Origin of the sequence: Pseudonocardia sp. CA-142604 (assembly GCF_050948475.1) — a bacterium.
Taxonomy (GTDB): domain Bacteria; phylum Actinomycetota; class Actinomycetes; order Mycobacteriales; family Pseudonocardiaceae; genus Pseudonocardia; species Pseudonocardia alaniniphila.
On sequence record NZ_CP192045.1, the window covers coordinates 8,192,619 to 8,205,090 of the forward strand.

At 71.5% G+C, this 12,472-nt stretch carries 8 protein-coding genes; 7 read left to right on the forward strand and 1 reads right to left on the reverse strand.

Features of this window, described 5'->3' with window-relative positions; all coding sequences use genetic code 11:
• The first annotated feature begins 236 nt into the window (after positions 1 to 236).
• The 7 genes from ACQPZQ_RS37145 to ACQPZQ_RS37175 all read left to right on the forward strand — a co-directional run bounded on the left by ACQPZQ_RS37145 (position 237) and on the right by ACQPZQ_RS37175 (position 11,452).
• Positions 237 to 725, forward strand: coding sequence for a 2'-5' RNA ligase family protein (locus ACQPZQ_RS37145; RefSeq protein WP_433288833.1), 489 nt, complete (start codon positions 237 to 239; stop codon positions 723 to 725).
• A 142-nt stretch (positions 726 to 867) separates the two neighbouring features.
• On the forward strand, positions 868 to 1,725 hold the full coding sequence (gene mobA, locus ACQPZQ_RS37150) for a molybdenum cofactor guanylyltransferase (RefSeq protein ID WP_433288835.1): 858 nt from the start codon (positions 868 to 870) through the stop codon (positions 1,723 to 1,725).
• Between the two features lie 21 nt (positions 1,726 to 1,746).
• Positions 1,747 to 3,546 carry an aldehyde ferredoxin oxidoreductase family protein gene (locus tag ACQPZQ_RS37155; RefSeq protein WP_433288837.1) on the forward strand — a complete coding sequence of 600 codons (1,800 nt, stop codon included), beginning with the start codon at positions 1,747 to 1,749 and terminating at the stop codon, positions 3,544 to 3,546.
• 73 nt (positions 3,547 to 3,619) lie between these two features.
• Entirely contained in the window at positions 3,620 to 6,574 is a 2,955-nt protein-coding gene (gene fdhF, locus ACQPZQ_RS37160) for a formate dehydrogenase subunit alpha (RefSeq protein ID WP_433288839.1), read from the forward strand.
• Positions 6,571 to 8,325, forward strand: coding sequence for an NAD(P)H-dependent oxidoreductase subunit E (locus ACQPZQ_RS37165; RefSeq protein WP_433288841.1), 1,755 nt, complete (start codon positions 6,571 to 6,573; stop codon positions 8,323 to 8,325). Before fdhF ends, ACQPZQ_RS37165 begins: the two co-directional genes overlap by 4 nt.
• Entirely contained in the window at positions 8,322 to 9,539 is a 1,218-nt protein-coding gene (locus ACQPZQ_RS37170) for a molybdopterin molybdotransferase MoeA (protein WP_433288843.1), read from the forward strand. The genes ACQPZQ_RS37165 and ACQPZQ_RS37170 overlap by 4 nt, the downstream gene beginning before the upstream one ends.
• The gene (locus tag ACQPZQ_RS37175) at positions 9,536 to 11,452 is read left to right on the forward strand and encodes a molybdopterin biosynthesis protein (RefSeq protein WP_433288845.1); all 1,917 of its coding nucleotides are present in this window, start codon (positions 9,536 to 9,538) and stop codon (positions 11,450 to 11,452) included. The genes ACQPZQ_RS37170 and ACQPZQ_RS37175 overlap by 4 nt, the downstream gene beginning before the upstream one ends.
• Here ACQPZQ_RS37175 and ACQPZQ_RS37180 read toward each other — a convergent pair.
• Positions 11,449 to 12,408 (reverse strand): substrate-binding domain-containing protein, encoded by a 960-nt coding sequence (locus tag ACQPZQ_RS37180; RefSeq protein ID WP_433288847.1) that lies wholly within the window; start codon positions 12,406 to 12,408, stop codon positions 11,449 to 11,451. The two genes, ACQPZQ_RS37175 and ACQPZQ_RS37180, sit on opposite strands and share 4 nt — an antisense overlap.
• Between the last annotated feature and the right edge of the window lie 64 nt (positions 12,409 to 12,472).

Sequence of the window (12,472 nt, forward strand, 5' to 3'; positions counted from 1 at the left end):
CAACCGAGGATCCGTGGGGCGGAAACGTCTCGATCATCCGACATGGGCCATCTTCGCTTCCAGGATCGCGCCGGGGCTCGCCCCCGACATCCGAGCCAGGCCCAGCCTTGCGCTCCGTCGAAGCGGCGACGGGTGCGGCGGCGCCCGCCGAAGTGCGGTGCAATGCGGTGGCCGCCCCGCCGGGCCCATCGGATGATCGTCGAGTGGACACGAGCGAGAGTGCAGTCATCGTACCGGTGCCAGAGGCCGAGCCGGTGGTAGGCGCGTTTCGCTCCTCGCTGGATCGCTCAGCGGGCTGGGGCGTGCCGGCGCACGTGACCGTCATCTACCCGTTCCTCGCTCCCGATCGTCTCGGCCCCGACGAACTGCGGCGGCTTCGCGATGCGGTTCGATCTGTGCCGCGCTTCGAGGTCTCCTTCACGGAGGTGCGCTGGTTCGCCGACACCGTCGTATGGCTTGCTCCGCATCCGGCCGACGGCTTCCGCGCGTTGATCGACGCCGTGTGGTCGGCGTTCCCCGAGTGCCCTCCCTACCGCGGTGCCTTCGGCACGCCGGTGCCTCACCTGACCATCGGAGACCATGCCGCCCTCGACACGTTGTCCGCCGCGGGCGACGCAGTCTCCAGGCGACTGCCGGTGACAGCGTCGGTGCAGGTGGCTCACCTGTTCCAGGGCTCGGCCGCGCCCGGGGCATGGCGCAGTGTGGCTGAACTACCGCTGGGATGAGTGCAGGCGTACCGACCCCGGGCGGCGGCGCATGAGTCCGACGCTCTACCTGGGAACTCGCGTCAGCCGACCGACATGTACGTCGAACGCGGCAGGCTGCCGGATACCGGCCAACCCACCTGGACGCCACTAGTATCGAGCCGTGATCGGGCCCGCAGAAGCCGCCGGCGTCGTCCTCGCCGGCGGCCGGTCCTCCCGGATGGGCCGCTCCAAGGCGGCCTTGGAGTGGCACGGCTCCACGCTCCTGCACCGAACCACCGCCCTGCTCGCTCGCGTCGTCGACGGGCCCGTACTGGTCGTCTCCGCACCTGGCCAGGACCTGCCCGAGCTGCCGCCCGGGATCGAGGTGGTGGCCGACCCGATCGACGGGCTGGGGCCGATGCGGGGTCTGGCCACGGGGTTGGCCGCGCTCGACGAGCGAGCACCGGTGGCCTTCGTGTGCTCGACCGACCTGCCTTTCCTGCATCCCGCGCTGGTCCGGCGGGTGCTGCGCGGGTTCGCCGATCCGGAGGCTGATGTCGTACTGCCGGTGGCGCGCGGCTACCGGCAGCCACTGGCGGCCGGCTACCGGACGGCGCTGGCCGGGCTGGTGGAAAAGCTGCTGGACGAGGGGGACCTGCGGCCGGGGATGCTGTTCCAGCACTGCCGGGTCACCCAGCTCGACGACGACACGTTGCTTGCCGATCCTGCGCTGGCACGCGCCGACCCGGGGTTGGACTCGCTGGTCAACGTCAACGAGCCCGATGATTACGCTGCCGCCCTCGCCCGACCGCAGCCGGAGGTGGTGGTCGAGCGGTTCGGGGCGCTCGCGAGCGGCGGGCAGCGGGGGCCGCGCACGGTCCGTGCGGCCTCGCTCGGTGCGGCTGCCGCTGCCGTGGGGATCGCTCTCGACCGACATGTCGTGGCGGCCATCAACGGCGACCAGATGACCCGCGACGCTCGCTTGCCGCTCGTCCACAGCGACACTGTCGCCTTCCTGTCAGCCGACGCCGGAGGCTGAGCAGGCCTACGCTTGGGTCTTGTGTCCGCAGGTGGATATTTCGGCCGGGCCCTGGTCGTGGACGTCGGGGACCGCGAGGTGAGGAGCACGCCGCTCCCCCTCGAGGACGCCGTCCTGCGCGCCTATCTGGGTGGGGTCGGCCTGGGCACCTGGCTGATGCACCGGCTGGCCCCGGCCGGCGTCGACCCGCTCGCCCCGGAAGCGCCGCTGGCCTTCGTGTTCTCCCCACTGGTCGGCACGCCGCTGACGACCAGCGCGAAGTTCGCGGTGGTGGCCAAGTCGCCGCTGACCGGGCTGCTCACCGACGCGCTGGCGTCGAGCCGGTTCGCCATCGCCGGCAAGCTGACCGGGAACGACGCGATCGTCGTCCGCGGGAAGGCAGCGGAGCTGTCGGTGGTGCTCGTCGACGGCGACGGTGCCCGCCTCGAACCAGCGCCGGAGTTGGCCGGGCTGCCGGCGGCGCAGGCCGAAGAGGCCGTGCGGGAGCGGTTCGGGCGCGGTTGGCAGACCGCGGCCATCGGGCCCGCCGGAGAGCAGCTGGTCCACTACGCCACGATCAGTCACGACGGCCGCCACGCCGGCCGGGGCGGGCTGGGCGCGGTCCTGGGGGCCAAGAACCTCAAGGCCATCCTGGTCAAGTCGGCAACCAGGGTGGAGATCGCGGACCAGACGGCGGTGCTGGCCGCGGCGAAGGACCTGCGGACGCGCAGCTTCGGGCCGGCCACGGCGAAGTACCGCGAGCTGGGCACGCTGGCCAACCTGCTCGCCTTCAACGCCGTTTCCACGCTCCCGACCCGCAACTTCACTGCGGCCACCTTCGCCGACGCGCCCCGGCTGGCTGCCGAGGAGCTGCACGAGCTGCGTGGAGTGGCACGCAACTCGTGCGCGTCCTGCGCGATCGGCTGTGAGCACATCTACTCCCGCAAGGGCGGCGGCAAGCAGCGGATGGAATACGAGAACGTGTTCGCGCTCGGGCCGCTGTGCGGCGTCTCCGACCCGGACGACGTGTTCGCCGCCAGCGCCCGCTGCGACGAGCTGGGCCTGGACACGATCTCCGCCGGCGGCACGATCGCGTGGGCGATGGAGTGCGTCGAGCGTGGCCTCATCGATGCCCCGTGGCTCAAGTTCGGCGACGGTGCGGCGCTGTTGCGCGCGCTCGACCTGATCGGCGCCCGAGAGGGCCTCGGCGAGCTGCTGGCGCAGGGCTCACGGCGGGCGGCCGAGGTCGTCGGCAACGGCTCGATCGCGTTCGCGCCGCAGGTCAAGGGCCTGGAACTGCCTGGCTACGAGCCCCGCACGCTGCAGGCGATGGCCCTGGGCCTCGCGGTCAACGCCCGCGGCGCCGACCACAACCGCTCCGGCGCGTACGAGGCCGACCTGTCCGGCCAGCACGACCGGCTGGACGGCGGTCCGGCCCATGTCGCGGCGGCGGTAGGCACGGAGGACCGGGCCGCGGTGATGGATTCGATGATCCTCTGCAAGTTCCTGCGCGGGGTCTTCGACGACCCATTCACCGAGTGGGCGGCGCTGCTGCGCTCGGTCACCGGCTGGGATGTCGACGCGGCCGAGCTGCACACCATCGCGCGGCGGATCGTGCTGGCCAAACGGGTGTTCAACCAGCGCGAAGGAGCCACGGCCGCGGACGACACGCTGCCGCCTCGGATGCTGGAGACGCCGCTGGAGCTGGGCTCCGGACGGGTGGCCGCGCTGACCGCCGAACGCCTGCGGGCGATGGTCGCCGGCTACTACGCCGAGCGCGGTCTGGACGAGGAAGGCCGACCTGCGCCCGAGGCGGAGGCCGCGTTGCTGCTCGGTGGATGAAGGACGAGAATCGCCAAACCGGGCGCAGAGTGACTACGTTGTATGTGGTATGCACCACCGGTAGGGAGTCGAGATGACATCCGTGCAGGATCCGTCGACCGCCGTACGGACGGTCACCGCCACGATCGATGGGCACTCGGTCACCGTGCCTGACGGCACCTCCATCTACGACGCGGCCAAACAGGTCGGCGTGGACATCCCCGTGCTGTGCCATGACGAGCGCTACGACCCGGTCGGGGTGTGCCGGATGTGCGTCGTCGACACCGGCGGGCGGGTGTTCGCCGCCGCGTGTGTGCGCCCGTGCGAGGACAACATGGAGGTCAAGACCTCCACCCCGGAACTGGAGCGCAGTCGCGCCACCCTGACCGAACTGCTGATGGCCGACCAGCCGCCGCGCGCCGAGGACCCGAAGGACACCACGACCCGCGACAACCTGCTGCTCGATCTGGCCGACGGCTTCGGGGTGGCCCGAGAGACCACCGAACTGCCCTGTGGCTCGGGCCGCGGCACCGACTCGTCCAACCCGGTCATCGACGTCAACCACGACGCCTGCATCCTGTGCGACCGCTGCGTGCGGGCTTGCGACGACATCCAGGGCAACGACGTCATCGGCCGCTCCGGCAAGGGCTACTCGACCCGGATCGCGTTCGACCTGAACGACCCGATGGGCGCCAGCTCATGTGTCACCTGCGGCGAGTGCGTGCAGGCCTGCCCCACGGGAGCCCTGACCAACAAGCCCATCCGCGGGATCCCGATCCGTCCGCGCGAAGAGCTGGACGCTGTCGACAGCGTCTGCCCGTACTGCGGTGTCGGCTGCGCGCTGACCTACTACGTCGACCGCGAGCGCGGCGCGATCTCCTTCGCCGAGGGCCGGGATCAGCCCGGCTCGCAGAGCCGGCTGTGCGTGAAGGGCCGGTACGGCTGGGACTACTCGGCCTCCCCTCAGCGGCTGACCACTCCGTTGATCCGCGTCGACACGGCCTACCCGAAGGGCCCGCTGTCGGCCGACGTCCGAGGCGACGGCGACAACGACCGGGGACGCGGGGGCAGCGGAGGCAACCGCAGCGGCGGCGGGCGCAAGCCGGGCGACAAGCGCGGCGGCAAGCACAAGCCCGGCGGCCTGGTCGACTACGACGAGGTCATGCCCTACTTCCGGGAGGCGACCTGGGAGGAGGCTCTCGACCTGGTCGCCCGCCGCCTCAGGGAGATCCACGCCGAAGGCGGGCCGGGCGCGATCGCCGGGTTCGGTTCGGCGAAGTGCTCCAACGAGGAGGCCTACCTCTTCCAGAAGCTCATCCGTACCGGCTTCGGCACCAACAACGTCGACCACTGCACCCGGCTCTGCCACGCCTCGTCGGTGGCGGCGCTGTTCGAGGGCGTCGGCTCGGGTGCGGTCTCCACCACCTACGGCGACGTGGCGAACGCCGACGTCGTGATCATCACCGGCTCGAACCCCACGGCCAACCACCCGGTGGCCAGCTCGTTCTTCAAGCAGGCCCGCCGGCACGGCACGAAGATCATCTACATCGACCCGCGCGCGTCCACCGTGGCTGAGCACGCCGACATCTTCGTGCAGCTCAAGCCCGGCACCGATGTCGCGTTCTACAACTCGATCATGCACGAGGTGATCCGCCTCGGGATGATCGACCGCGAGTTCATCGCGAGCCGCACGTCCAACTACGACGAGCTCGCGCGCACCGTCGCCGACTACCCACCGGAGCGCGCCGCCCAGATCACCGGCGTCGACGCCGACACGATCCGCGAGGTCGCGAGGATCTGGGGCGAGGCCGGAGCCGGCGTCATTTACTGGGGGATGGGGATCTCCCAGCACACCACCGGCACCGACAACGCTCGCTGCCTCATCGCGCTGTGCTCGATCACCGGCAACGTCGGGCGTCCGGGCACGGGGCTGCACCCGCTGCGCGGGCAGAACAACGTGCAGGGCGCGTCCGACGCCGGGCTGATCCCGATGTTCTACCCCGACTACCAGGGCGTCGACCTCGACGTCACGCGCCGGCACTTCGAGGAGGCGTGGGGCACCACCCTCGATCCCAACCGCGGCCTGACGGTCACCGAGATCATCAAGTCGGTGCTGCAGCCCGATGGCGTGCGCGGGATGTACATGCTCGGGGAGAACCCGTTCCTGTCCGACCCCAACATCAACAAGGTCCGCAAGGCGCTGTCGGCGCTGGACTTCCTCGTGGTCCAGGACATCTTCCTCACCGAGACCGCCGAGTTCGCCGACGTGATCCTGCCGGCGAGCTCCTACCTGGAGAAGGTCGGCACGTACACCAACACCGACCGCCGGGTGCAGCTCGGCCGCAAGGTGATGGACCCTCCCGGCCAGGCACGGCCCGACTGGGAGATCGTGCAGGACATCGCGCGCCGCATCGGGCTGAACTGGACCTACGGCAGCCCAAGCGAGGTCTTCGACGAGATGGTCGAGCTCATGCCGTCGTACAAGAACCTCTCGTACGGCAACCTGGGGCTGTCCGGGAAGCTCTACCCGAACGACGACCCGGAGCACAGCGACGGCACCATCGTCATGTTCGACGAGAAGTTCAACACCGACGACGGGCTCGCCCATCTCGTGCCCGCGCAGTGGCTTCCGCCCCGCGAGCTGCCCGACGCCGACTTCCCGCTGGTGCTCAACACCGGCCGGCTGCTCGAGCACTGGCACACCGGCTCGATGACCCGGCGCTCGTTCGCGCTCGACGCGATCTCGCCGGTCGCCGAGGTCTACATGCACCCGAAGGACGCCGCCGATCGCGGGGTCGCCCATGGGGAGATGGTCCGCGTGCGATCGCGGCGCGGCACGATCGAGCTGCTGGTCCGCATCTCGCACCGGGAGCAGCTGGGCAACTGCTTCATCCCGTTCCACTTCCGTGAGGCGGCGGCCAACCTTCTGACGATCGACGAGGTCGACCCGTTCGGCAAGATCCCCGAGTTCAAGTTCTGCGCGGTGCAGGTCGAGGCACTCGGCACCCCACACGAAGACCCGATCGCAACGGCTGGAGTTCGTGCATGACCGAGCTGTCCGACCGCATGGCCGACGTGCGGGCGCGCCGTGTGCCCGGGGTGGAGGCGCGTGCCGGTAAGTTCCCCGGCCCGTCGCTCATCCCGGCGCTCAACGCGATCCAGGCCCGGCTCGGCTGGCTCCCGCGCGAGGAGCTGGAGGAGCTCGCCCGCGACGCCCGCCGGCCGCGGTACGAGATCGAGGGCCTGATCTCGTTCTATCCGCACTTCCGCACGGAGCCGCCGACGAAGGTTGCGCTGCACGTGTGCCACGACCTGCCGTGCTGGCTGCGCGACGGTGAGGCGCGAATCGCCGAGCTGCGCGACCGCTACGGCGAGGACGACGATGTCGAGATCGTCGAGGTGTCCTGCCTCGGCCGCTGCGACATCGCCCCGGCGGTGGCGGTGAACGAGCGCCCCGCACCGGTGGCCGACACGGACGACCTCGTCGGGGCGGCCCGCGACGGGGGTGTGGGCGAAGCGCCCGCGGCCACCCGCCTCGAGCCCTGGCCGAACGATCCCTACCCTGCAGGCTCCGGAGTCCCCGAGCGGTACACCACGCTGCGCGCACTGCTCGCAGGCGAGCTGGACGCCGACGACATCGTCGCCACGCTGAAGGACTCCGGCCTGCGCGGGATGGGTGGCGCGGGCTTCCCCACCGGCCAGAAGTGGAGTCTGGTCCGGGACACCGAGCCGGGCACCACGAAGTACGCCATCGTGAACGCCGACGAGTCCGAGCCCGGCACGTTCAAGGACCGTCAGATCCTCGCCCAGCAGCCGCACCTCGTGCTGGAGGGCCTGTTGCTCGGCATGGTCGTGGTCGGCGCCGAGGAGGGCTGGGTCTTCATCCGGCACGAGTACGGACCCGAGGAGCACGTGCTCCGCGAGGAGATCGACGCGCTACGGGCCGCGGGCGTGATCGGGCCCGACGCGTGCGGCAGCGGGCGACGGCTGAACGTCGACGTCTTCGTCTCGCCGGGTGGCTACATCCTCGGCGAGGAGACAGCGCTGCTGGAGTGCATGGAGGGCCACCGCGGGGAGCCGCGGAACAAGCCACCGTTCCCCGGCAACTACGGCCTCCACGGCCGGCCCACGCTCATCAACTCGGTGGAGACGTTCGCCGACGTTCCGGTGATCGTGCAGCGCGGGGCGCAGTGGTGGAAGGACCAGGGCGCCGGCGACTCGGTGGGCTGGAAGTTCTTCGCCGTATCCGGCCATGTCGAGAAGCCCGACGTCTACTGCGTGCCGATGGGCACGACCGTGCGCGACCTGGTCGAGCTGGCCGGCGGAGTTACCGGCGGCCGGCAGGTCGGGGCGGTGCAGCCGGGCGGTGCCTCGTCGAACTTCATCGGCCCGGACAAGCTGGACATGCCGCTGGACTTCGGCACCGCGGTGGAGCACGGCACGATGCTCGGCTCGGGCGCGATGGTCGTGCTCGCCGAGGGCTCCGACATGCTCGCCGCGTCGACGAACGTGCTGCGGTTCTTCCGTAACGAGTCGTGCGGGAAGTGCGTGCCGTGCCGGGTGGGCTCGACCAAGGCGCACGCGATCCTGCGCGACGTCGTCGAGACGGGCTCGGACCTGGACGACGACCAGCGGGCGCACATCCTGCGGCTGGAGGAGGCCATGCGCAAGACCTCCATCTGCGGGCTCGGTCAGGTCGCGCTGGGACCCGTGGTGAGTGTCCTGGGACTGAACAAGGGCGGGGCCGCGGCCCGGCCGCAGCCCCGGCCCGAAGGCGCGGAGGATCAGCCGGACCGGTGAACCGCGAGTTCTTCACTGCCCGGACGGTCGGCGAGGCGCTGGCCGGGTTCCGTCCGGCCCGGCGCACCGCCGTCGAGGATGTCGGGCTCGCCGAGGCGCTGCATCGGGTGCCGGCCGCGGACATACGCGCGCCTTCGGCGATGCCCGGATTCGCTCGCTCCACCGTGGACGGCTACGCGATCCGTGCCGCCGACTCCTACGGTGCGTCCGAGGGCCTGCCCTCCTACCTCGACCTGGCTGGAGCGGTGCGGATGGGCGCCGCGCCCACGGTGGTCGTGTCGCACGGCAAGTGCGTGGCGATCCCGACCGGCGCGGTGCTGCCGGACGGGGCGGACGCGGTGGTCATGGTCGAGTACACGGCGGAGACCATGCCCGGGACCATCGAGGTGACCCGTCCGGTCGCTCCGGGATCCGGGTTGGTCCGGGCCGACGAGGACGCCGCAGCAGGCGACGTGCTGGTGAGCGCGGGCCGGCCGCTGCGCGCCCCGCAACTCGGGTTCCTGGCCGCGGCCGGCGTGACGACTGCGGCGGTGCACGCCCGCCCGCGGGTCGCGATCGTGTCGACCGGCGACGAGGTGGTGCCGCCGGAGACGGCCGTGCTCGCGGCCGGTCAGGTCCGCGATGCCACCGCGTCAGCGCTCGCCGGGCTGGTGCGCGAGGCCGGCGGGGAGCCGGTGGTGGCCGGAATCGTGCTGGACGATCGGGACGCGCTGGAGTCGACGCTGCGGTCTGCGCTCCGCGACGCCGACATGGTGGTCGTCTCGGCCGGGTCGTCGGTCGGCGCTCGCGACGAGACGGCGGGGGCGGTGGCCGCGCTGGGCGAGATCTGGTGCCACGGGCTCGCCATCAAGCCGGGCAAGCCGACGTTGCTGGCCGAGTGTATGGGTGTGCCACTGATCGGGCTGCCCGGCAACCCCCTGTCCGCGCTCGTGGTGTTCCAGTTGGTCGGGGTGCCGCTGGTGTGGCGGCTGGCGGGCGCCGAGCGACCGCCGCCGCAGCCGTCCGTGCGCGCCCGGCTGAGCCGCGACCTCGCTTCGGCCACCGGCAGGCTGGACGTCGTGCAGATCGCCTTGCGTGACGGCGTCGCGGAGCCACTGTTCGGGCCCTCCGCCCTACTGTCCGTGCTGGCCAGGGCGGACGGCTACCTGGTCGTCCCGGAGCCGGCAACCGGCCTCGACGGCGGCACTGAGGTGGAGGTCATCCTGTACCGATGACGAGCCCATTCGTGTCCGACATCCCCGCCGACCAGGCCCGGTGGGTGTGGAGCGAGGCGTCCGCCGCCGCGGGCTGCCCGCCTCGGGTGGACGCGGTGGTACTGCCGGTCAGGGAGGCGGTCGGGCGAGTCACCGCGGAGTCGGTGTGGGCCAGTCGGTCCTCCCCGGCGTTCGACTCCGCGGCCATGGACGGCATCGCCGTGCGGGCCGCCGAGACGGTCGGCGCCACCGAGAGCACGCCGCTGCTGCTGGACGACTTCGCGCTGGTCGACACCGGCGACCCGCTGCCGACCGGCTACGACGCCGTCGTCATGCGCGAGCACGTGCACCACATGCCGGACGGGCGCGCCGAGCTGCGGGCCGCCGTGCCGCCCTACCAGCACGTCCGCTCGATCGGCGAGGACATCAGCGCCACCGAGTTGCTGCTGCCCGAGGGCCACCGGCTGCGCCCGGTCGACATCGCCGCCTGCGCCGCGGCCGGCGTTGTCGAGCTGATGGTGCGCCGGAAGCCCCGAGTAGTGATCATCCCGACCGGCGACGAGATCCGCCCCGTCGGCACTGAGTTGGCCCCCGGCGAGATAGCCGACACCAACTCGATGATGCTGGCCGCGCAGGCCGTCGAGGTCGGCTGCGATGCCCGAACCACCGGCATCGTCGCCGACGACCCCGACCTGATCACGGCCGCGGTCCGGGAGGCCGCCACAGACGCGGACCTGGTGATCCTGATCGCCGGGTCGAGCGCCGGACGCGACGACTACACCGCCCGGGTGGTAGCGGCCGCTGGTTCCCTCGCCGTTCACGGCGTCGCGGTGCGCCCCGGCCACCCTGTCGTGCTGGGCACGGTCGCCGGCAACCCGGCCACCCCGATCCTCGGCGCCCCCGGCTATCCGGTCTCGGCCGCACTGACGTTCGACATCTTCGCCGCGCCGATGCTGGCCGCGCTCGAGGGTGCCTCCCCGCGCGAGCGCCCGGCGACCACCGCCCGGCTGGCCCGCAAGCTGGCCTCGGCCATCGGCTCCGACGACTGGGTGCGGGTTCGGCTCGGCCGTGTCGGCGGCGACGTCGTAGCGACACCTCTGCCGCGTGCGGCCGGCGTGCTGACCTCGCTGGTCCGCGCGGACGGTCTGCTGGTTGTGCCTGCCGGGCTGGAGGGTCACCACGCCGGCGAGCAGGTCCGGGTCGAGCTGTTGCGCGGGCTCGCTGACGTCGAGCGCACGATCGTCGCGATCGGCTCTCACGACCTGGTCCTCGACGTCGCCGCGTCGGCCCTGCGCGCGGCCGACCCGTTGATCACCCTGGCATCGTCGAACGTCGGGTCGCTCGGCGGACTGGTCGCGCTACGCGACGGGCTGTGCCACCTGGCCGGATCGCACCTGCTCGACCCGGCCACCGGGGAGTACACGCTGCCCTACCTGGACCGGATCTTCGGCCCGGACGCCGAGCTGGCCGTGGTCCGCCTCGTGCACCGCGACCAGGGCCTCCTGGTCGCCCCCGGCAACCCGCTGGGCCTCACCGGCATCGCCGACCTCACCCGTCCCGACCTGCGTTACGTCAACCGTCAGCGCGGCGCCGGCACCCGCGTACTGCTCGACCACGAACTGGGCAAGCTCGACGTCGACCCAACCACCATCAGCGGCTACTCACGCGAGGAGCACACCCACCTCGGTGTTGCCGCCGCTGTCGCTGCAGGCCGCGCCGACACCGGCCTGGGCATCCAGGCCGCGGCTCGGGCGTTCGGACTGGATTTCGTCCCGGTTGCCCGCGAGCCCTACGACCTCGTCCTGCGCGCCACCGGGCTGGACGACGAGGTGCTCGCACCACTGTGGGCCCTGCTGAGGCAGACCGACTTCCACAACGAAGTGGAGAAACTCGGCGGTTACTCCTGCGCCGAGACCGGTCGGCGGATCCGCTAGAGCACCGCCGACGTCGGTCCGGGCGACGCCTGGACGGTGACGGGCGCATCGAGCTGCTCGATCGTCCCCGCAGTGGTGAGGTCGTATCCGCCCAGATCGGTGATCGCGCTGCGGATGGTGTGCTCACCCAGCGCGGCGACTAGAGGATGGGCCGCGCCGAGTGCGGCCTCAGCCAGGATCACGTCATAGTTCTCCCAGGTGAGGGAGACGAAGTCGAGGTCGAGGGCGGTGGCCACCGCGCGCACGCCGAGGCCGACATCGGCCACCCCGGTCGCGACGGCCAGAGCGATCTCCAGGTGGGAGCGGAACTCGGCGGGCGTCGGGTCGGGTACGGCGCCGGCATCGTGCAGGAGCTGGTCGAGCAGCACCCGGGTACCCGCGCCGAGCTCGCGGCGGGCAACCCGTCGCCCGTGCAGGTCCGCGGGGGTCGTGATGGCCAGCGGGTTTCCCGGCGGCACGATCAGGCCCTGTTCGCGGCGCCACAGGTGCAGCACGTGCGGGCACCGGCCGCGCAGTAGTGAGCGAGCGAACGGGGTGTTGTAAGCGCCGTTTCGATGGCGGAGGTGGATCGCTGCCCCATCTGCCTCACCGCGGGCCAAGGCACGCAGGGCAGGGAAGCTACCGCGAGTGCCGACGATCTGGATCTGCGGGTCGAGGTGAGCGACCACGAGCTGCAACGCTGGGTCGTCGCTCCCGGCCAGCCGGAACGCCCGCCCGTCGTCGAGGAGCTGGTGGGCAGCCGACACGGCATCGGAAGCGATGCGGGACCGGCGCCGATCGTCCTGCACGACCACGCCGTGCTGGGCGAGATACTGATACGCGCGTGCGATCATCGCCGGATTCGTGGCCGCAATCCTGGCAGCCTCTCGGACCGTCGGAAGCTCGGTGCCAGGCTCCAGATGACCGTCACGGACGCGCGCGGCGATCTCGGCGGCGATGGCCCTGTAACGAGTCACACTCGGAACGATAGGCGTCCATGCCGGCTCTGAACTGGCGAAAAGCCACCCGTTCCACAGTCCG